The organism is Nonomuraea sp. NPDC005730 (genome assembly GCF_040630865.1).
Lineage (GTDB): Bacteria > Actinomycetota > Actinomycetes > Streptosporangiales > Streptosporangiaceae > Nonomuraea.
Map to the genome: position 1 here is coordinate 24,667 of NZ_JBEXYK010000039.1, position 19,124 is coordinate 43,790.

Annotated in this window: 20 protein-coding genes; 1 reads left to right on the forward strand and 19 read right to left on the reverse strand. The window is 68.5% G+C overall.

Annotation, left to right across the window (positions count from 1 at the left end; translation table 11 throughout):
- Positions 1 to 56: 56 nt before the first annotated feature.
- The 17 genes from ABZ444_RS33330 to ABZ444_RS33410 form a co-directional block, all read right to left on the reverse strand.
- The gene (locus ABZ444_RS33330) at positions 57 to 731 is read right to left on the reverse strand and encodes an ATP-binding cassette domain-containing protein (RefSeq protein WP_358005611.1); all 675 of its coding nucleotides are present in this window, start codon (positions 729 to 731) and stop codon (positions 57 to 59) included.
- Positions 724 to 1,614: an ABC transporter ATP-binding protein gene (locus tag ABZ444_RS33335; RefSeq protein ID WP_358005614.1), complete on the reverse strand. Its 891-nt coding sequence runs from the start codon at positions 1,612 to 1,614 to the stop codon at positions 724 to 726. Before ABZ444_RS33335 ends, ABZ444_RS33330 begins: the two co-directional genes overlap by 8 nt.
- Positions 1,611 to 2,498 (reverse strand): ABC transporter permease, encoded by an 888-nt coding sequence (locus ABZ444_RS33340; protein WP_358005617.1) that lies wholly within the window; start codon positions 2,496 to 2,498, stop codon positions 1,611 to 1,613. The genes ABZ444_RS33335 and ABZ444_RS33340 overlap by 4 nt, the downstream gene beginning before the upstream one ends.
- Positions 2,498 to 3,490, reverse strand: coding sequence for an ABC transporter permease (locus tag ABZ444_RS33345; protein WP_358005620.1), 993 nt, complete (start codon positions 3,488 to 3,490; stop codon positions 2,498 to 2,500). Before ABZ444_RS33345 ends, ABZ444_RS33340 begins: the two co-directional genes overlap by 1 nt.
- Positions 3,472 to 5,013 (reverse strand): ABC transporter substrate-binding protein, encoded by a 1,542-nt coding sequence (locus ABZ444_RS33350; protein WP_358005623.1) that lies wholly within the window; start codon positions 5,011 to 5,013, stop codon positions 3,472 to 3,474. The genes ABZ444_RS33345 and ABZ444_RS33350 overlap by 19 nt, the downstream gene beginning before the upstream one ends.
- 166 nt (positions 5,014 to 5,179) lie before the next feature.
- Entirely contained in the window at positions 5,180 to 5,653 is a 474-nt protein-coding gene (locus ABZ444_RS33355) for a GNAT family N-acetyltransferase (RefSeq protein WP_358005626.1), read from the reverse strand.
- 83 nt (positions 5,654 to 5,736) lie between these two features.
- Positions 5,737 to 6,339, reverse strand: coding sequence for a superoxide dismutase (locus tag ABZ444_RS33360; protein WP_358005629.1), 603 nt, complete (start codon positions 6,337 to 6,339; stop codon positions 5,737 to 5,739).
- Positions 6,340 to 6,400: 61 nt separating this feature from the next.
- On the reverse strand, positions 6,401 to 6,829 hold the full coding sequence (locus ABZ444_RS33365) for a Fur family transcriptional regulator (RefSeq protein WP_358005632.1): 429 nt from the start codon (positions 6,827 to 6,829) through the stop codon (positions 6,401 to 6,403).
- On the reverse strand, positions 6,826 to 7,575 hold the full coding sequence (locus ABZ444_RS33370) for a MucR family transcriptional regulator (RefSeq protein WP_358005635.1): 750 nt from the start codon (positions 7,573 to 7,575) through the stop codon (positions 6,826 to 6,828). Before ABZ444_RS33370 ends, ABZ444_RS33365 begins: the two co-directional genes overlap by 4 nt.
- Before the next feature lie 244 nt (positions 7,576 to 7,819).
- Positions 7,820 to 8,080, reverse strand: coding sequence for an integrase core domain-containing protein (locus tag ABZ444_RS33375; protein ID WP_358005638.1), 261 nt, complete (start codon positions 8,078 to 8,080; stop codon positions 7,820 to 7,822).
- A 249-nt stretch (positions 8,081 to 8,329) separates the two neighbouring features.
- On the reverse strand, positions 8,330 to 8,623 hold the full coding sequence (locus tag ABZ444_RS33380) for a hypothetical protein (protein WP_358005641.1): 294 nt from the start codon (positions 8,621 to 8,623) through the stop codon (positions 8,330 to 8,332).
- A 141-nt stretch (positions 8,624 to 8,764) separates the two neighbouring features.
- A complete protein-coding gene (locus ABZ444_RS33385) occupies positions 8,765 to 8,899 on the reverse strand; it encodes a hypothetical protein (protein WP_358005644.1) in 135 nt (44 codons plus the stop codon).
- 24 nt (positions 8,900 to 8,923) lie between these two features.
- The gene (locus ABZ444_RS33390; RefSeq protein WP_358005647.1) at positions 8,924 to 9,916 is read right to left on the reverse strand and encodes a LacI family DNA-binding transcriptional regulator; all 993 of its coding nucleotides are present in this window, start codon (positions 9,914 to 9,916) and stop codon (positions 8,924 to 8,926) included.
- On the reverse strand, positions 9,913 to 11,643 hold the full coding sequence (locus ABZ444_RS33395) for a glycoside hydrolase family 36 protein (protein WP_358005650.1): 1,731 nt from the start codon (positions 11,641 to 11,643) through the stop codon (positions 9,913 to 9,915). Before ABZ444_RS33395 ends, ABZ444_RS33390 begins: the two co-directional genes overlap by 4 nt.
- Positions 11,640 to 12,449: a carbohydrate ABC transporter permease gene (locus ABZ444_RS33400; RefSeq protein WP_358005653.1), complete on the reverse strand. Its 810-nt coding sequence runs from the start codon at positions 12,447 to 12,449 to the stop codon at positions 11,640 to 11,642. Before ABZ444_RS33400 ends, ABZ444_RS33395 begins: the two co-directional genes overlap by 4 nt.
- The gene (locus ABZ444_RS33405; protein ID WP_358005656.1) at positions 12,446 to 13,297 is read right to left on the reverse strand and encodes a sugar ABC transporter permease; all 852 of its coding nucleotides are present in this window, start codon (positions 13,295 to 13,297) and stop codon (positions 12,446 to 12,448) included. The genes ABZ444_RS33400 and ABZ444_RS33405 overlap by 4 nt, the downstream gene beginning before the upstream one ends.
- Complete coding sequence (locus tag ABZ444_RS33410; protein ID WP_358005659.1) at positions 13,294 to 14,622, reverse strand: sugar ABC transporter substrate-binding protein; 1,329 nt, start codon at positions 14,620 to 14,622, stop codon at positions 13,294 to 13,296. The genes ABZ444_RS33405 and ABZ444_RS33410 overlap by 4 nt, the downstream gene beginning before the upstream one ends.
- A 206-nt stretch (positions 14,623 to 14,828) precedes the next feature.
- Between ABZ444_RS33410 and ABZ444_RS33415 the strand changes: the two genes are divergently transcribed.
- A complete protein-coding gene (locus tag ABZ444_RS33415) occupies positions 14,829 to 17,411 on the forward strand; it encodes an NPCBM/NEW2 domain-containing protein (RefSeq protein WP_358005663.1) in 2,583 nt (860 codons plus the stop codon).
- 165 nt (positions 17,412 to 17,576) lie between these two features.
- Here ABZ444_RS33415 and ABZ444_RS33420 read toward each other — a convergent pair whose 3' ends face one another.
- Both ABZ444_RS33420 and ABZ444_RS33425 read right to left on the reverse strand, forming a co-directional pair.
- On the reverse strand, positions 17,577 to 17,966 hold the full coding sequence (locus tag ABZ444_RS33420) for a hypothetical protein (RefSeq protein ID WP_358005666.1): 390 nt from the start codon (positions 17,964 to 17,966) through the stop codon (positions 17,577 to 17,579).
- Positions 17,967 to 18,459: 493 nt separating this feature from the next.
- A complete protein-coding gene (locus ABZ444_RS33425) occupies positions 18,460 to 19,119 on the reverse strand; it encodes a hypothetical protein (protein WP_358005669.1) in 660 nt (219 codons plus the stop codon).
- Positions 19,120 to 19,124: the final 5 nt, after the last annotated feature.

Consider the following 19,124-nt stretch of genomic DNA (forward strand, 5'->3'; position numbering starts at 1 on the left):
GACCCGCACGTCGCGTGATACACGATCACGGTGGAGGAGAACCGCTGTGCGCGGCCCTACGGCAAGGCTGCGGACTGGTCACCGAGTTCGTCCGCCGCCGTCTCTTGCCAAGTCCGGACGTTTCCCCCTGACCAGCGGTCGAGGAGCACGGCGTCGTGGCTGATGGCCAGGACGCCGGCGCCTGTTCGCTCGCGGTAGGTCTCGATCCTGGCGACGAGGTGGGCCTGGGTGGAGGCGTCGAGCATCGTGGTCATCTCGTCGCAGATGAGGTAGCGGGGTTCGCGGGCCAGGGCGCGGGCGACGCAGGCGCGCTGGAGCTGGCCGTCGGACACCTCGTGCGGGCGGCGGGTGAACAGCTCGCCGGTCAGGCCCATCTCCTCGGCCAGCTCGTAGGCCCGGTCCAGAGGGCGGCGGGCGGCGCGCAGCGGCTCGGCGATCACGTCCAGCAGGGTGAAGCGGGGGTCGACGGCGAGCCGGGGCTGCTGGAAGATCAGGCCGATCGAGGTGCGCTGCGGGGCGCGGTGCCGCCAGCGGGTGATCGGCTGCCCGTCGAGGGTGACCGTGCCGCCGGAGGGGCGCAGCAGCAGGGCCAGCACGCGGGCGAGCGTGGACTTGCCGCATCCGCTGGGCCCGGCAAGGCCGAGCGTCCGGCCGGGGTGGACGGTCAGGGACACGTCGTCCAGGACCTGGTGGCGGCCGTAGAAGAGGGTGATGGCGGAGGCATCAAGCATGGTGGCAGGCCACTTCGTTCAGGACGGGCTGCTCCTCGCAGAGCGCGGTGGCGCGTGGGCAGCGCGGCTGGAAGGCGCAGCCGGCGGGGAGCCGGGTGAGCTCGGGCGGCTGGCCGGGGATCGGGGTGAAGGCGCGGGTGGGCAGCGCGTCCAGCAGGCCCTGCGCGTACGGGTGTCGGGGGCCGTCGTAGAACGACTGGGCGGAGGAGAGTTCGACGATGCGACTGGCGTACATGACGGCGATGTCGTCGGCGACCTGTTCGGCGGCGCGCAGGTCGTGGGTGATGAGGAGGACGGCTCGACCCTCGTCGCACAGCCGCCGCAGCTCGGCCATGGTGGCGTCCACGAGCGGGCGGTCCAGGCCGGTGGTGGGCTCGTCGGCGAGCAGCAGCGGCGGATCCCCGGCCAGGGCGAGGGCGTTGGCGACGCGCTGGGCCATGCCGCCGGACAGCTGGTGCGGGTAGCGGTCGAGGTCGGTGGGCCGCAGCCCGGCGCGCCGGGCGAGCTCGTCTGGGGAGTCGGCACGGCCGAGCTCGCGCAACGTCTCGGCGAGCTGGGCGCGGGCGGTGCGGACGGGGGTGAGGTGAGCGGCCGGGCTTTGCGGGATGAGCCCGATCCGGCGCCCGCGTACCTGCCGGGCGAGGGTCTTCTCGGGTGCGGCGATCAGGTCGAGGGAGTCGAGCCAGGCGTGGCCGGTGACGGTGGCGTTGGCGGGCAGCAGGCCGAGCAGCGCGTGGGCCATCACGGACTTGCCGCAGCCGGACTCGCCGACCAGTGCCAGGCAGCGGCCCTGTTCCAGGGTGAAGTGGGCGTCGGTGACCGCCTGGACGACGGCGCCGGGGATGTGGAAACGTACCGACAGCCCTTCGACGTGCAGCTTCACAGGGCCAGCTCCGATCGCCAGCGGGGGTTGGCGCGGTCGCGCAGGTGCTGGGCCAGCGCGTAGATCGCCAGCGTGGGGGTCAGGATGAGCAGCCCTGGGAACAGGCTGGACCACCAGTCTCCGGCCAGCAGGGACCGCTGCCCGTCGTTGATCATGTTGCCGAGTGAGGCCAGGTGGGCGGGCAGGCCAAGGCCGAGGAAGCTGAGCGCGGTCTCGTGCCAGATGGCGTGCGGGACCATCAGAACGGTGGCCAGCAACAGGTGTGGCGCCAGGTTGGGCAGGAGGTGCCGCCGGACGACGCGCAGCCGGGACGAGCCACCGGAGACGGCGGCGTCGATGAACGGCCGCCCGCGCAGCGACAGCACCTCGGAGCGGACGATGCGGGCGGCGGTGGTCCAGTGGGTGACCGCCACGGACACGATCACCGCGATGGCGCTGGGTGCGAACAGGGCCACGATGAAGATGCCGAGCAGCAGGTGCGGTATCGAGTTGACGCCATCGACCACGCGCATCAGCAGCCGGTCGACCGGGCCGCCCGCCGCGCCCGCGGCCAGCCCGACCAGACCGCCGATGGTCACGCTGACCACTGCGGCGACCAGGCCGACCAGCAGTGAGACGCGCAGTCCGTAGATGGAGCGGAGCAGCACGTCCCTGCCGACCTCGTCGGTGCCGAACGGGTGCGACAGCGAGGGCGGCAGGCCGGCCGCGCGCAGGTCGACCAGTTGCTGGTCCAGCCGGATGATCAATGGCACCAGCACCACGGCCAGCACCAGCACCGCCAGGACGACCAAGGCAAGGGGACGGCGGCGGGCGGACCGGCGAGCAAGCCGGACGCCTCCCGTCGTCCCGGCCCGTCGCCACGTCTTGGTGCGTGGGGCGGTCATCAGCTCACCCCCAGCACGCGTACGCGCGGGTCGGCGACCGTGTAGGCGAGGTCGGCCAGCAGGTTGCCCAGCAGGACGGCGATCGTGGCCAGCAGGGTGAGCGCGGCCAGCAGCGGGAAGTCCACCGCCAGCGCGGCCTTGATCGTGGTCCCAGCGACCCCCGGCCACGAGAACACCGCCTCGACCAGGATCGCTCCTGTCACCAGTTCCGGCACCCGCGCCCCCATGATGGTGATGAACGGCAGCAGCGCCGACCGCAGCGCGTGCCGCAGCAGCACTGTCCGTTCTCGCAGCCCGCGCGCCCGTGCTCCGGTGACGAAGTCCTCGCGCAGCACCCCGATCACCGATTCCCGTACGAACAGCAGCAGCCACGACGACTGCGAGAACGCCAGCACGGCCACGGGCAGCACCAGGTGCCGGGCCAGGTCCGGCAACGTGACCGTGGTGGAGGCGGCGTCGGTCAGCCCCCCGGCGGGCAGCCAGCCGAGCTTGACCGCGAACAGCCAGATCACCAGCAGCCCCACCCAGAACACCGGCGCGGCCTCGTTGGCGAACGCGGTCCCGCTGACCAGCCGGTCCAGCCAGGAGTCACGCCGCCAGGCGGCCAGCGTCCCGACGGCCAGCCCGGCCGCCAGCATCAGCACCAGGGCACAACCGACGACCAGCAGCGTCCAGCCCAGCCGTTCGCCGATCACCTGGGCCACCGGCAACCGCAACGACCGCGACTCTCCCAGGTCGCCGCGGAGCAAGTGGCCCAGCCAGGCGGCGTACTGCTCGATCAGTGGACGGTCCAGCCCCCAGTTCGCCCGGATCTCGGCCATGATCTGCGGGTCGGTGACCATCGCCCGCTCGCCCAGGTACTGCCGTACCGGGTCGAAGGGCGACGCCTTGGCCAGGGCGAACATCGCGAACGTCACCGCCAGCAGCAGCGGCACCGCGAATGCTAGCCGCCAGGCCACGATCCTCAGCCAGGTCACGAGGCGGGCTTCCACTCCGGCACGGTGTTGAACAGCCCGCCGGTGGCGTGCTCGTGTGCCTCCACGCCGACCGTGATGCCCGACCAGTTTCCTCGTACGACGTAGGTGTGCTTGAGGAAGACCAGGTAGACCCACACGTGGTCGTCGCTGATGCGCTGCTGGAAGGCGTCGTAGGCCTTCTTGCGCGCGGCCGGGTCGGACGATTGCCGGCCGGTGTCGAGCAGCTTGTCCACCTCGGGCACCTTGTAGTGGCCCGGGTTGAAAGAGCCCTGCCCGATGTAGGAGGAGTGGAACAGCTCGTAGTTGATGTAGTCCGGGTCGTACGGGCTGCCCCAGCCCATGATCAGCGCGTCCTTGGCCATGCGCGGGTAGATGGCGTCCCAGTCCAGGGCGGCGAGCCGGACGTCGATGCCGATCCGCTTGGCGTCCGAGACCATGGCCAGCGCCAGCTCCTTGCGCAGCGAGTCCCCCGCCGGGTACATGAGCGTGAACCGGGCAGGCGTGCCGTCCTTGGCCCTGATGCCGTCGGCGCCCGCCTTCCACCCGGCCGCCTCCAGGACCTCGATGGCCTTGGCCCGGTCCGGCGCGGGCGAACCGTTCACAGCGGCGTTGTGCCACTCGGTGCCGGGCGCGACCGGTCCGAAGGCCGGGCTGCCCGCGCCGGCCAGGATCGCGGTGACCATCGCCGCCCGGTCCATGGCCAGGTTCAGCGCCTTGCGGATGGCCAGGTCGCCGGTGACGGGCTGCTCCAGCGGGAACATCACGCCCCGGTAGTCGGCGCTGGGCGCTTCGTACACCGTCACGCCCTGCTGGTTCCTGAACTGCGCCACCGCCTTGGGCGGCAGCTCGGTGGCGGTGAACTCGCCGGCCGCCATGCGGGTGGCCCGCGCGTTGTCGTCGGCGGCGTACGCCAGCACCAGCTTCTTGATCGCGGGCTTGGGGCCCCAGTAGCGGCCGTTGGCCTTCAGCGTGATCTTGTCGCCCTTGGTCCACGACACGAACGTGTACGGTCCCGTCCCGACCGGATTGGCCTTCAGGTCCGTCCCGTCCGGCACGATGCCGAGCGTGGCGCGCTGCAGGATCGCCGCGTAGGGGTATTTCAGCCGGAACACGACCGTGCGCGCGTCCGGCGCGTCCACCTTCTCGATGGCGGCGTAGTCGCCGCGGATCGGTGAGTTGTTGGCCGGCTTGAGCAGCTGCCCGTAGGTGTAGGCAACATCGGCGCTGGTCAGCGGCTTGCCGTTGTGGAAGGTGACGCCCTGGCGCAGCGTGAAGGTCACCTGTGTGCCCTTGACCTCCGGCAGCGCCTCCGCCAGGGCGGGTTGCAGCTTCAGGTCCGGGGTGCGGCGGACCAGCCCGTCGTAGAGAAGCGCCCCGCCGTCCGGCGCGTACCCGAGCACCGGGCTGAGCGAGTCCGGCTCCGAGCCCAGGCCGAGTACGACGGTGTCCTGCGCCTTCGGCGTCGTGGACTCTGTCGGGGCCGAACAGGCGGTGAGCGCCAAGAGCATCGTCCCGAGCAGTGCTGATCTCCGCTTCATGCGGCGACCTTAAAGCGACTTTATTGTTATTGCAATATTTTTGCAATAGCTGGACCTGGGTGTCGGCTTCACGCATGCCTCCGCCGCCCGGCAGCCGCTGAACGGAGCCCGCGAGCCATTGCTCATCTGGCATGTTCGGCTCCTGCCGGCCTGGCACGGCAGGCCGTCATCCGGCCTCGTGCACCATGATGAGTCTCGTGCGGTCCTGGTGTTTGCGGATCGCGGCCACGCGCCAGCCGCGGTGTCGATACAAACCGAGAGCTGCGGCTGCCCGCGGATGCGTGGCGAGCCACCAAGGCGTGGCGGGCGCGGAGGACAGGACCGCGTCGTGCAATCTCATGCCGAGCCCGCATCCGCGCGCTGTGGGCAGGACGGCCAGTTCCTTGAGGGTGAAGTCGCCGTGCGGCAGGCGGGAGGCGAGGAGGGCGAGCCGGGAGCAGCGCACGCCGTAGGCGAAGCCGTGGATCTGATCGCCGTGAAGGGCGGCCACCAGGGTGAATCCGGGCACCTGCGCGTCCGCGGCCAAGCGGCCGGCGACCGTGCGGGCTTCCTCGGGAGGCTCGGCCCATGGCAGGCGGGTGAAGACCTCGCCCGCGGCGTCGGCCACGCCGGTCAGGATGCGGTCCACCTCGTGCGGCATGATGAGGCGGATGGTGAAGGGGGCGGCGCCCGCCTGGCCCCGCGGACCAAGCTCGGGCCGGGCGGGCGTCGCCGGCATGAGGGCTACGCGCCGCGGGCGGCGTCGTAGCGGGCGATCACGTCGTTCCAGTTGATCAGGCCCCACAGCTTCTCGACGTAGTCGGGGCGCACGTTGCGGTACTGCAGGTAGTAGGCGTGCTCCCAGGCGTCGAAGACGAGCAGCGGGGTGGTGTTCATGCCGATGTTGCCGTGGTGGTCGTAGACCTGCTCGACGACCAGGCGGCGGCCGAGCGGCTCCCAGGCCAGCACGCCCCACCCGGAGCCCTGGACGGTCGCGGTGGCGGTGGTGAGCTGCTTCTTGAAGGCTTCGAAGGAGCCGAAGTGCTCGGTGATCGCGTCGCCCAGTTCGCCGTCGGGGCGGTCGCCGCCGTCGGGTGACAGGTTCTGCCAGAAGATCGTGTGCAGGACGTGCCCGGACAGGTTGAACGCGAACGTCTTCTCCAGCCCGACCAGGCCGCCGAACTCGCCCTTGTCGCGGGCCTCGGCCAGCCGGTCGAGGGTGTCGTTGGCGCCCTTGACGTAGGCGGCGTGATGCTTGGCGTGGTGCAGTTCAAGAATCTCGCCGGTGATCGCGGGCTCCAGCGCCGCGTAGTCATAGGGCATGTCCGGAAGGGTGTACTCACCCATGAGCTATCTCTCCTTCACGGTTCCTAATTGCGTAAATCTCGCAACAACAATAGCCCCGCAACTAGCTCACGTCTCGGGAGGCATGCCGACAGCGCCGGCACCGGCCCCGCAGGAGTTGGTCGGTGCTCACCATCTCGAAGTCCGCGCCGCCCAATGCCAGCGCCAGCGCCGGATCGAGCCGGTCGGCGGGCACCTCGGTCAGCAGGCCGCAGTCGTCGCAGAGCAGGTGGTGATGCGGCGTCGTGGCCAGCCCGAAGAGCGTCTCGCCGCCGTGCTCGACGCTGTGCAGAACGCCGCGCTCGCTCATCACCCGCACGTTCCGGTAGACGGTGGAGACGTTCACCGTGGGAAAGGTACCGGCCACCCGCCGGTGCAGGCACGGGACACTGAGATGCGTCCCTGCTTCGGCCAGGATGTCCAGGATGGTCAGACGGGGGATGGTCCGGCGCAGGCCGAGGCGGGTCAGGGTGTTCTCCATGTCGCCGTTCATGCCCGAGCGGTCCGTGCGGCGGAGGGGGCCGCGTCGTCCACCGGTCCCATGTCGGCAGGGCGATCTCTCACCCAGGGGACGCTGCGGTCCAGCGCGGCCGCGATCCGCGCCAGAGACCATCCCGCCCGGCGGCGTGCGCACAGCCAGGCGAACAGATCGGGAGTACGCACCCGCGCGGCGGCCTCCGCGAACATCAGGGCGATCCGGGTCCGACGGCCTTGGGCGGTGTTCAAGCCGGTCGGGCGTATGGGGATGGCATGGGCCGACAGTGCCCGGCGCAGAACTTGGCGACCGACTCCCAGCTCGGCGGTGAGGGCTTCCAGGCTTGTGGGTCGTTCGAGGCAGAGAGTGCGCAGCCCCGTACCCGTGGTGGCGAATCCGCGAGCACGCACCGCCTGGCTCAGCCGCTGCTCGGCCGCGGTCGTACGGGTCGTCCGCCCGGCGGCCAGTTCACGGCGCTCGGCCACCACCCGCTCGGCGGCGGCCAGCTCGCCGGAGCCCGCCATGCGAGTGGTGGAGTACTTCCTGGAGGACAGCGCCTTGGAACGGAACAGGCCGAAGGCGGCGCGATACTCATCGGCAGTCATCTTGTGGGCTCGTACATGTGAGTCGAGCGAGCGGAACCATCTCCCACATAGATGACACATGACCAGATCCGCCTCGGCGTCACGGATGAGGACGCCATGCGGCGCGTAGCGCGATTCGAGGCGTCGACTCCCATAACTGCATAATAGAAGTAGTTGCAATGACTGTGCAGTAAGGTCCGGAGATCAGTCACAGGAGAGATGTCGCAGGCGAGGGGCAGGCCGATGACCGGCCGGTCTCCATGTTGGTGGACGGCCGCGGTGCCGCTCGGCACGAACGTGAAGATCGTGAGTACGGCCAGGACCACCCCAGGAACGTCAGGTAGGACGCGCGCAACCTGCCCGGGCGCTGCCGATGGCAGAGCAGCCGTGCTTGGGTACGCGTGGCGGCCGTCCCAGGTTCACTTCAGTGGTGCACGAGGCCGTCCTCGGTCTCGGTGGGGCCGCTGACTGCGTCCAGCCATCGCGCCAGCCGGTGCTCATTGAAATGGGTCTCATAGGCAGCCAGCACGCGACGTAAGTGGCGGGCGTTGACGATGAGGATCCGGTCAAGGAGTTCTCGGCGCAAGCCGCCTATCCAGCGTTCGGCGAACGCGTTGGTCCGCGGAGCCCGGGGCGGCCTCTTGAGGATGCCGATGCCCTCGGCCGTGAAGACTTCGTCGAACATGGTGGTGAACTTCGTATCCCGATCGCGGATGAGGAACCTGACCCCCTCCACCCTGTCCCCCAGTCGATCATCAGGTTCCTGGCCTGCCGCGCAATCCACGGCCCGGTCGGATGCTCGATGACGCCAAGCACGTGCACCCGGCGGCTGCTCAGCTCCATGACGACCAGGCAATACAGGCGCTTGAACAGCACGGTGTCACAGTGGAAGACGTCGCACGCCAAGATCCCCGTGGCCTGAGCACGCAGGAACTCACTCCAGGTCGGTCCCATGCGCCGCGGCGCTGGGTCGATGCCGGCCTGCCCCAAAATCAGCCACACCGTGGAGGCTCACACCCGGTAGACCAGAGCCGCGAATTCCCCGGCAATCCGCGATCACCGCCCGATCCGCCCACGACGGCCAGGGCCTTCCCACCTGCCGACGCAACACCGCGAGCTGATGACGCAAGACGAGGATCTCCGCGTCTTCCGACCTCTGCGAACGACCTTGCAGCACCACCCAACCCACGAGTTGGACGAAGATCAGATAGAGCAGCCGCAACGCCATGGACAGCGATCACGCCTGCAAGAATCGGGAACGCCTAACCCCAGGTCAGCCCCGACGGCCGAGTTTCGGGCACCCACAGGTCGTGCCATCCAAAAGGCTTCCCGCCACGGAACAAGATCCATTGTCCGAGGTGTCCACACCTCAGGGGAACCTCACCACCTCGGTGCCCTGGGTGAAGCTCCAACCGGTGGTCCCCTGCTCGAAGCCCGGGTTGGTGACGACGAGCGGGGACATTTCGGTGACGAGGGCAGCAGCCGTCGACGCACCGATTCTCATGGGGTTCGTCCCTCTGTACCGGAGTCAGGCGGGAGGGGGCGCCGTGGAGCCGCGGGCCAGCAGGTCGGGCCTGAACAGCAGTTCTCCGGTCGGGACCGGGCGCCCGGCCACGAGGGCCACGATGCTGCGCGCGACCGCGCCGGCCAGCCGGTCCATGGGCTGACGCACGGTGGTGAGCGGAGGGTCGGCGAACTCCATGATCATCGAACCGTCGTGGCCGACGATGGAGACGTCGGCGGGCACCGACAGCCCCGCCCGCCGCACCCCGCGCACCACTCCCATGGCCACGAAGTCGCTGGCCGCGACGATGGCCGTGGCGTTCCTGGCGAGCAGGGCCGCGGCGGCCGACTGACCGCCCTCCACCGTGTAGTACTGCCGGACGACCCATGAGTCCGGGTCGGCGGCACCGCGCGCCCGCAGGGCCGTGCGGAATCCCTCGACCCGGCGGTCGGCCGGCTGGTTCCCGACCGGTCCCGACACCAGCCCGATCCGCCGGTGGCCGAGTGCCCACAGGTGCTCTACGGCCAGCTCGGCGGCCAGGTGGTCGTCGGTGGAGAAGACCGGCACGTCGTGCCCCTCGAACCCGCCGTTGACCCCGACGAACGGGATACGGCGGGCGGCCAGCACGGAGAAGGTCTCCGGATCCGCGTCGGCGAGGGTGTTGCTCGCCGACAGGAACACCACGGCCGCCACACCGTGGTCGGCCATCGCGACGACGAACTCCTTCTCCTGGATCCCGCCGGGCAGCGCGGGGCAGACGATCCCCTTGAGCCCGTGCGGCGCCAGCGCCGCCTCGATCAGCTCGGCGGTGTCGGCGAAGAAGGGGTTCGACAGCCATGGTGTGATCACCGCGACCAGCTGGCCGCGGGTGGGACGCTCGTAGCCGAGCTCGGTCATCGCCCGCTCGACCGCCTCGCGGGTCTTGGTCGCGACGCCGGACCGCCGGTTGATCACCCGGCTGACCGTGGCCTCGCTGACACCCGCTCTGGCGGCCAGCTCGGTGATGCCCACTTTCACGGTGAACCCTCCAGAATGGCCAGCCCGGAGGGTGGCACCTCCAGCGCGCACAGCCCGGGCTCCAGCCGTAGCTCCGATCGGTCGATGATACGGCCGCAGGCATCGAAGATCTGCGTGCGCACGGTGGCGGGCCCGCCGCCGATCTCCAGGACGAGGCGGCCGGCGGCGGTGGCGTTGATCAAGGTGAAGGTACGGAATCGGGCGGTGTCGACGGGTACGACGCGATCGGCGCTGACGGTGATCGCGCACTCGTCCTCGCGCGCGGCGACGATCACGGGGTAGAGCTCGTCCGGGCGGCCTGGCTCGACCTCGCCGTCGAGGAACAGGTGGCGCAGCCGTCGCCACTGGCCGAGCCAGAAGGCGACCATGCCGCGCTGCTCGGCGTCGAGCCTGGTCAGCCGGGCGGAGATCTGCGGCACCGCGTGCAGCGAGGCGATGATCTGGCGTGCGGCGCTGACCGGCGTCGCCGTCTCGTCCCACATGAGCATGTCGCCGTGGACGGCGCCGCGCACGGCCAGCAGGCCCGCGTCGATGGTCTGCACACGGTTGGCGGTGGCGTCGGCAGGGCAGTCGTCTGCGCGCAGCATCTCGCCGTAGGCGGCCATACCTGGCCCGATGTACGGCTGGCGCAGCTCGATCAGCACCTCGGGGCCGAGGGCGTCGAGCAGGTCGTCGAGCATGAGGCGCATGGCGGCGCCGACGTCGGCCATGTCCAGCCCTTCGCCCAGCTGCCCCGCGTAGGCCATGGCGTCGTCCAGGAAGTCGATCTTCAGGCCGTCCAACCCGTAGTCCGCGATCAGCCTCGCGCACACCTCCACCACGTGCGCGCGCACCTCGGGCCGTCGCGGGTCCAGCACGCGCGCGCCGGGCGGCCGGCTGGTCAGCGGGCCGAAGGGTTCCAGCGCGCCGAAGCACTCCGCCTCCGGGCCGACCAGCAGTGGCGCGACCCAGGCCAGATACTTCAGCCCCATCCCCTGAATCTTCGCCACATGCCCCGCGAAGTCCGGAAATTTCGTCTCATCGGGGAGCCAATCCCCTACGCCGGCATATCCGCGGCCGTTGCCGAACCGCTGCCACCCGTCATCCATGATCAGCACGCCACAACCGGCCTCGGCCGCCAGCTCCGCCTCAGCCTCCACGCTCGCCGCGTCGACCCGCTGGCTGAACCCGTACCAGGTCGAATAGACCGGCACCCGCGCGTTCTCCTGCACAGTCGCGAGCCCCAGACCCAGCCGGAGCCGCCCGCGCAACGTCCGCATCGCGGTCGCGACCGACCGCGAGCGCGGCTCCACCAGCAGCCGGTACGGCGAAACACCGGCCGGGATGCCCAAATGTACGACGAAGGTCTGATTCTCCTCCGAGACGCCGAACCGCACGATGGTCTCCGGTACCGGGTCCTCGGCGAGGTAGGCCAGCATGGTCTCACCGTGGCTGTCGTACAGGCATCCTGCCACCGCGCCCTTCACCAGCGAGGCGTGGGCCCAGCCCGCCCAGTCGGCCGGCAACGTGCGCACCCATCGGCAGTCCGGGTGCCAGAAGCCGACCGCGTCCTTGAGCGGGACCGACAGCCTGATCTCCAGATCGCCCTCTGAGGTGACCTCCAGCACGCCGCCGTCGAAGGTCCAGCCGACGCTCGCGCCCGGCGTGTGCGTGAGCACGGCCAGCAGTACCCCGTCCAGGAGGTGTTCTGTGGGCGCGGGGGTGAGCCCGGCGGTGGTGACACTCATTCTTTTACGGCTCCAGCCAGTAGTCCGGACACGAAGTGGCGTTGCAGGAAGAGGAAGAGCACCGCCATGGGGATGGCGGCGACGGCGGTCCCCGCGAGGATCGCGCCGTAGTCGGTGTCGGTCGCGCCGGTCTGCGCGGCCAGGGCGAGCGGGATGGTGTATGCGTCGGCGGTGCGCAGCGCGATCAGCGGCCAGACGAAGTCGTTCCACTGGTAGAGGAACAGGTAGATGGCCAGGGCGGCCAGGGCGGGCCGCATGACGGGCAGCGCCACCCGCAGGAACAGCCGTAGCTCGCCGCAGCCGTCGGCGCGACCGGCGGCCAGGAGCTCCCTGGGCAAGGCCGACATGCTCTGCCGCATCAGGAAGATGCCGAACGGCAGCGCCAGGTTGGGCAGGATGATGGCCTGGTAGGTGTTGAGCCAGTCCATGGCCAGCATCATCTTGAACAGCGGCACCAGCGTGACCTGGCTGGGTACGACCAGACCGAGCATGATCAGGCCGAACAGGACTTCCTTGCCGCGGAAGTCGTAGACCGCGAAGCCATACCCGGCCAGCGTGCAGACGGCGCCCGCGCCCAGCGTGTAGAGGCCGGAGATGAGCACGGAGTTGAGGATCGTCCTGCTGAAGCCGACGCGTTGCTCCAGGGCGGCGAGGTTGTCCATCAGCTCACCGCCCGGCAGGAGCGGGGGCGGGCTGCCGAAGACGTCGGCGTTGGAGTGGGTGGCGGCCACGATCAGCCAGTAGAACGGGACGAGGACGACGGTGACCGTGATCAGCATCGACGAGGTCAGCATCACGCGCTTCACGTTCTCTCCCTCAGAACCCGGAACTGGATGATGCCGAGCACGCCGATGATCACCGTGAGCGCGTAGGCGATGGCCGAGGCGTAGCCGAGGTCGAAGAAGCGGAAGCCGTTCTCGTACAGGTAGAGGCCGAGCGTCAGTAGCGCGTTGTCCGGGCCGCCCTTGGTCAGGACGTACGGCTCGTCGAACAGTTGCAGCGTGCCGATCGTCGACATCACCACCGTCAGCAGGATGACCGGGCGCAACCCGGGAAGCGTGACGTGCCAGAAGCGCCGCCACACGCCTGCGCCGTCCACGGCGGCCGCGTCGTACTGGTCGCTGGGCAGCGCCTGCAGCCGGGAGAGGTAGACCATCGCGTTGAAGCCCACGTAGTGCCAGGTCAGCGCCAGCCCGAGGGCGACGCGCGCCCAGAACTTGTCGGTCAGCCACGGGATGTCCAGGCCGAGCGCCCAGTTGACCAGCCCGGACTGCGGGTTGAGCAGCACCGCGAACAGCAGGCCGTACGCGATCGGGCCGGTGACGATGGGCAGGAAGAAGCCGAGTCTGACGAACGACCGGAACCGCAGCAGCGCCGAGTTGAACGCGACCGACAGGGCGAGCGCCAGGCCGAGCATGACCGGGACCTGCACCGCCAGGACGGCGCCAGTGTTGCGCAGCGCCGTCCAGAACAGCGGGTCCCGCAGCAGGCGGGTGTAGTTGGCCGTCCCCGCGAAGGTCTGCAGAGCGCCGTCCGTCCTGAACAGGCTGAGCACGAACGACCAGGCGATCGGATACATCTTGAAGATCGCGAAGAGGGCGACGGCGGGCAGGATGAACAGGTACGGCGCCACTTTCATGGCGCGCAGGGTCATCGCACGACCTTGCGCCCGGTCTGGTTGCCCAGTTGGTCGGCGGCCTCGCGCAGCGCGGTGGCCGGGTCGGCGCCCTGGAGCAGGACCTTGGACTGGGCGTCGTCGACGAGCTTGAGCGCGCGGCCGTAGTCGGCGGAGTAGTTGGTCACATAGGAAGGCTGCTTGAGCGAGCCGAGGAAGATCTCGCCCATCTTCTGGCCGCTGAAGTACTCCGACGGCTGGTGGAAGATCGGGTCGTCGTAGGCGGCCATGAGAGCCGGGGCGATGCCCTTGCCCTTGTAGATGTGAACCTGACTGTCCGGCCTGGTCAGCACGTACTCGGCGAAGGCGAAGGCGGTCGCCTGGTTCTTGCTGGTGCCCGCGACGGCCAGGTGGGTGGAGTTGACGATGGCGGCGGCCTTGCCGCCGGGGGTGACCGCGGGCGGGAGCCTGACCTTCCACTTGCCCTTCTGGTCGGGGGCGCTCTCGGCGATGATGCCGCCGAACCAGGTGGGCATGGGCTGCACCGCGACGCTGCCCTTCTTGATGGAGCTGATCATCGTGTTCCAGCCGCCCGCGCCGTCGGCGACGATTCCGGCGTCGTTCATCTTCTTGATGAGCGTCATGGCGGTGACGCCGGCGGGCGAGTCGATGGTGACGTTGCCCTGCATGTCGAAGTAGAAGGCGTCCTGCAACTGCATGAGGAACTGGAAGAGGTTGGCCGAGTCGGCCTGGGTGGCGGCCTTGTTGATGGCCAGAAGCTGGATGCCCGTCTTCTCCTTGAGCTTGATGCCCGCCTCGATCATCTCGTCCCAGGTCTGGATCGCCTCGACGTCCACGCCTGCCTTGTCGAACAGGTCGGCGCGGTAGTAGAAGCCCGCGGAGTTCGCCTCCCAGGGCAGGGCGTAGACCTTGCCGTCGCGGCTGACGGTCTCCCACATGCCCTGGGCGAACTTGGCCTTGTGCTTGTCGGCGCCGAGCGTGGTGAGGTCGGCCAGGCCGCCGGGAAACTTCTCGATGTAGGCGGGCAGGTAGTCCACGCCGATGTGCAGCACGTCGCCCAGGCCCTGGCCGCCTGCCGCCATCCCGGTCGTGATCTTGTCCCAGATGGCCGGGTTGCCGATGTCCTGGACGTCGACCTTGACGCCGGGGAACTGCTTGGCGAAGCCAGGCACGAGTTCCTTCATCATCGCGGCCGGACCTGCCCAGCTCCACACGGTGATGCTGCCCGAGGGGGTGGCGGCGGCCTGCGGCTGCTGCTCCGGCTTCGCCTCCGATCCGCAGGCGGTCAGCAGTGCACCTCCCGCGGTCAGGGCACTGAGCTGGAGAAAGCGGCGTCGATCCATGGCGTGGCTCCTGTTGGGGGGTGTCGTTGGCGGGGACGCTACTCCCAAGCTTGCAAGAACTCAATGAAAACTTTCGCACGATCCGGCAACTCTGCCTCGCGCGCGAACGTTAGCCGATGACGCCGGAGTAAACAACTATTGACATGAATCACACACAGGCACTCAATAGGCGACATAGTCCAACTCATTCCAACAGAGGGAGTCGCATGCGTCCGTTATTGGCCCTCCTGGTGGTGGCGCTCACCCTCGTCGCCACCCCCGCGGAGGCCGCGAGGTCGTACGTCATCGAAGCCGAGAGCATGTCGCTGTCCAACTTCACGACCGCGACCGTGGATCAAGTCACCTACGCCCAGGGCGTCTCCCGGCAGACCAGCACCGCTACCACGAATTTCAGCGGCAGCGCCGGCTTCTACGACCTCATCACCCGCTACAACGGAAAAGTCGCCAACGGTGTGACCTACAGCATCTCCATCGGTTCCACCGTTGTGGATTCGTGGCAGACCTCGCAACGGAGCGGCACCGATTACACCGACCCGCGCAATATCGACACACATACCTCGCCGAAGGTCGCGCTCGCCGACGGTGACGTCATCAAACTGACGGCCGTGTCCGCCGGCGAAACGCCGCGGGTGGACAAGCTCACGATCCAGGAATACGTGGGTCCACCGACCGGCGAGCTGACGCTCGACTCGCCGAACGCGATCCTGAACGACGGCTTCACCTGGGGAAAGAACCGGGCCCTTGGCATGGTGTTCTACCCGGGGAATCCGATGATGGGGCACGAGCAGGAATGGTGGCGGCTCACCGATTCCACGCACACGTCGGTGGTCCCCGGCTATTGGGGCTCCTACGTCAGCAGGGAAGCCTTCTACAACCGCGACATCTCTCATCAGTCGGATGGCGCACATGCGCTCGGCCTGGACGCCGAGACCTTCAACATGATGAGGACATTCGCCGGCGACGCCGACGATCCCGGCCAGAACGGCTGGCCGCTGTGGGCGCACAGTTCCTACGGGGCCATGTATTACGTCGACGGCACCGGATTCCGCGAGCTGCCGTCACCGTTCAACGTGATGGCCAAGGCGTACAAGCAGTATCTGTGGACGGGCGATTCGAAATGGATCAATGATCCTGCCCTCTCGGGTTACTACGACTCGACCATGGGGTCGTTCCTCACCGATCATGGAGTGACCTGGAACGACTCGAATCCGTCCGATGAGCAGCCGGTGGCGCAGATGCAGCCCGGCGAATACACCGCGACGTTCTTCGAGTTCCCCAACGAGAATCTCACTTCCGCCGCCGACGCCCTGGGCTACCAGTACCAGTCGATGCTGGCGTACGCGGCCATCCTGAAGACCAGAGGCGACACCGCGGGCAGCACCAGGTGGACCGCCCGCGCCCAGCGGGTGCGGGACCACTTCGAGGCACACTGGTGGGATCCGGCGAGCAACCGCTACATCCGCGGCAAGGACGCGAACGGCACCGGCTACAGCAGTTGGGGACACGAGGCCAGCTTCCTGATGATGCTGACGGGGCTGGGCGACCACGGCCCCAGGACCAGCGACTACCTCGACTTCATCGCCGCCAACGACGACGACCTGAATGTCGAGGCGACGTCCTACCTGCCGGAGATGTACTACCAGTACAACCGCCCCGCGGAGGGCTGGTCGTGGCTGAAGAAGCTGATGACCGGCAGAAACGCATACCCGGAGATCTCATTCCTGGCGGTCAGCAGCGTCATCGACGGCATGATGGGCGTGCAACCCGACGCCCCTGCCAAGAAGGTGTCCACCGTCCCGAGGCTGACGTCCGAAGTGCCGTGGGTGGAGATCGACCACCTCAAGGTCGGCGCCAACGATCTGAAGCTCAGGCACACCGGCACGACGAGTTCCACGCTGACCAACCATTCCGGCGGCACCCTCGACTGGGAAGCCCAGTTCTACGGGACGCTCTCCACGATCAGCGTGAACGGCACCCCGCGAACGCCGCGGACCAGATCGCTGTACGGCCGAACGGTGTCCTACGTGACGGTGCCGGTGGCCGCCGGCACCTCGGTGACCGCGACCGCCGGAGCCCCGGGCGGCGACACCACGGCCCCCACCGCGCCGACGGGCCTCGTGGCGAGCGGCGTCACCTCCAACAGTGTGAACCTGAGCTGGACCGCGTCCAACGACGACGTCGGCGTGACCGGCTACGGCGTCTACCTCGGCTCCACGCTGGTCGGTTCGTCGACCGGCACGAGCTACACGGCGACCGGCCTGTCGGCCTCGACCTCCTACACGTTCACGGTGAAGGCGAAGGACGCCGCCGACAACCTCTCCGAAGGCAGCAACGCGGTCACCGCCACCACCTCCATCAGCGGAAACGGGCAGACAGCCGAACTGAGCGATCTCACCTGGACCGGGGCGACGAGCGACTTCGGCACCGTTCGCAAGGACAGGAGCGTCGACGGGCACCCCATCACCCTGAACGGGACCGTCTACGACAAGGGCCTCGGCACGCACGCCAACAGCACCATCACCTACACCCTGAACGGCGGATACTCCAGGTTCCAGTCGCATGTCGGCGTGGACGACGAGGTCGGCGCGAACGCCACGATCGCGTTCGAGGTCTGGGGTGACGGCGTCAAGCTGTGGGCGAGCCCGTCGGTGATGACCCCGTCGAGCGCGGCGGCGTCCGTCGACGTCAGCGTGGCGGGCGTGAGTTCGCTGGTGCTGACGGTGACCGACGCGGGCGACGGCATCAACAGCGACCACGCCGACTGGGCCGACGCCAAGCTGGTGCCATGAACCACTCTCCTGGAGACGGCCCGATGTCCAGCCTGAAGCGGCGCCCGGGCCGCCCGCCCTGACGAGGGCAGACCGGGATGAACGCGGACGCCTCAGCGGGGACCAGTCGCGCGGCGGGTCGACTGGCCGGACCGGTCACCCGTGGGAGCCGGACCGGGCGAGCGGTCAGAGGTCTTCGCGTGGCATGACGAAGTGCCGCAGGTCAGGGGAGATGACGGCGCCCCCTTGCCCGGCGGTCATCACCTCGTTGACCGTCATGAAGTGGAACTTCCCCGTCTGCGGGTCCCAGACCCGGAAGCGGTGGGTCCCGCCCTGGGTGGCGTATCCGTGGATGGGCAGCCAGTGCCGCAGAAGGGCGTTGACGTTGCCCACCCACGGCAGGTTCGCCGACTTGGCCAGCAGCAGCGTCGGCTGGCCGCGATCGATGAACCGCCTGCTGCGGCCCATCGTCCTGCCGATGAGGCCCGCGTCGTTGTCGTTGATGTTCACGAGCTCGTTGTTGTTGTACGGATAACCCACGATCTTGGCCGGGTACGCCGCCATCTTGCCGTACACGCTGGTGCCCAGCGCGCTCCGTCGCCGTGCTCGGCACGTGCTCCGGCAAGGACGGACGTGCTGCCTCGCCGCCTTCGGGATGGAGTCGGCAAGCTAGCGGCCGGCGAAGGGCGCGCCGCTCGTCCCCTACCCCGCGAGACGAACCATTCCCCATCGAGGAAGCGCCTCAGAGATCCGGCCGACAACGCAACCAGCCCGCAGCTGATCAAACTCTACAACCCGCGCTCCATCCGCGTAACTACAGCTCAGGTCACGCAACTCAATATTCGAGCGGCACACGCCGGAGATGAACGGGACGATCAGGAGGAAATCTCCATCAGCCGAAACCGATCAGGAGGGACGACCACCTCGTGAGTCATCGAGGTTTGTCTTCACCGCTCGATCCGGGACGGAACGGCAGATCATCGGCTACATCGAACGGTTCGACAAACCGCGGCCGCCTGGGCAATGCCCTCAGCCGCCCGAATCACCTTTGCCGATCAATGTCATATCGTCAGCGGTAATGCGTACGCGCATACTTATCCCGCACGCCTTGGCACACATGGATGGGCGAACGCGTCCGGCAATCCTCGTAGGCAGCCGTGGCCGCTACACAGACGTCGCCACTCACCGTGACCCCCCAGGCGTGCCGGCACTTTTGGTATTCGATGTTGCCCTCCATGCAGAAACTACGTGCGATGTCAGTGTCACCACGAGTGCGACAGGCTTGATAGACAGGCTCGGAATCTCCACAGATCGCTCCGCCGCCACGATAGACGCATGCCTCGTGAACGGCGACGTTCTCGCACTGCAGCAATGTCTTCCCCGCGGACCGGCAGGTCGAGAACGTCTCCGCCACCCCCTCCGCCACGTCGGCGCACGTGTTCGGCCAGAGCCCGACGACATCGGCGGCCACGCAGTCCGCGATGAAGGCTTCGCGCTCGTGTCGCCGAGGCTTCGCCTTTGCGCACACCTCATGCTCGTCCGCAGGGGTTTCGCAGGGTTTTCTGGATGGCTCATCCGGCGAGAAGGTCGTGTCCTCACCCGTGCGGCCATCGTGCTCGAAACTGCCGGAGGCGACGGTGAGGGCCTCGTTCGTCTGTGCCTGCACGGCGAACAGGGCGCCCGCAGCCAGCAGGACAACCGCCGCACCGGCGCGATAGAACATCCTCATCTTGG

What these genes read in the sequence shown, in the direction of transcription:
- ABZ444_RS33375 (WP_358005638.1), bottom strand. Translation starts at nt 8,080, where the DNA reads ATGTTCGACGAAGTCTTCACGGCCGAGGGCATCGGCATCCTCAAGAGG.
- ABZ444_RS33380 (WP_358005641.1), bottom strand. Translation starts at nt 8,623, where the DNA reads ATGGCGTTGCGGCTGCTCTATCTGATCTTCGTCCAACTCGTGGGTTGG.
- ABZ444_RS33350 (WP_358005623.1), bottom strand. Translation starts at nt 5,013, where the DNA reads ATGAAGCGGAGATCAGCACTGCTCGGGACGATGCTCTTGGCGCTCACC.
- ABZ444_RS33385 (WP_358005644.1), bottom strand. Translation starts at nt 8,899, where the DNA reads ATGAGAATCGGTGCGTCGACGGCTGCTGCCCTCGTCACCGAAATGTCC.
- ABZ444_RS33395 (WP_358005650.1), bottom strand. Translation starts at nt 11,643, where the DNA reads ATGAGTGTCACCACCGCCGGGCTCACCCCCGCGCCCACAGAACACCTC.
- ABZ444_RS33365 (WP_358005632.1), bottom strand. Translation starts at nt 6,829, where the DNA reads ATGAACGGCGACATGGAGAACACCCTGACCCGCCTCGGCCTGCGCCGG.
- ABZ444_RS33415 (WP_358005663.1), top strand. Translation starts at nt 14,829, where the DNA reads ATGCGTCCGTTATTGGCCCTCCTGGTGGTGGCGCTCACCCTCGTCGCC.
- ABZ444_RS33340 (WP_358005617.1), bottom strand. Translation starts at nt 2,498, where the DNA reads ATGACCGCCCCACGCACCAAGACGTGGCGACGGGCCGGGACGACGGGA.
- ABZ444_RS33405 (WP_358005656.1), bottom strand. Translation starts at nt 13,297, where the DNA reads ATGACCCTGCGCGCCATGAAAGTGGCGCCGTACCTGTTCATCCTGCCC.
- ABZ444_RS33355 (WP_358005626.1), bottom strand. Translation starts at nt 5,653, where the DNA reads ATGCCGCACGAGGTGGACCGCATCCTGACCGGCGTGGCCGACGCCGCG.
- ABZ444_RS33410 (WP_358005659.1), bottom strand. Translation starts at nt 14,622, where the DNA reads ATGGATCGACGCCGCTTTCTCCAGCTCAGTGCCCTGACCGCGGGAGGT.
- ABZ444_RS33360 (WP_358005629.1), bottom strand. Translation starts at nt 6,339, where the DNA reads ATGGGTGAGTACACCCTTCCGGACATGCCCTATGACTACGCGGCGCTG.
- ABZ444_RS33330 (WP_358005611.1), bottom strand. Translation starts at nt 731, where the DNA reads ATGCTTGATGCCTCCGCCATCACCCTCTTCTACGGCCGCCACCAGGTC.
- ABZ444_RS33425 (WP_358005669.1), bottom strand. Translation starts at nt 19,119, where the DNA reads ATGAGGATGTTCTATCGCGCCGGTGCGGCGGTTGTCCTGCTGGCTGCG.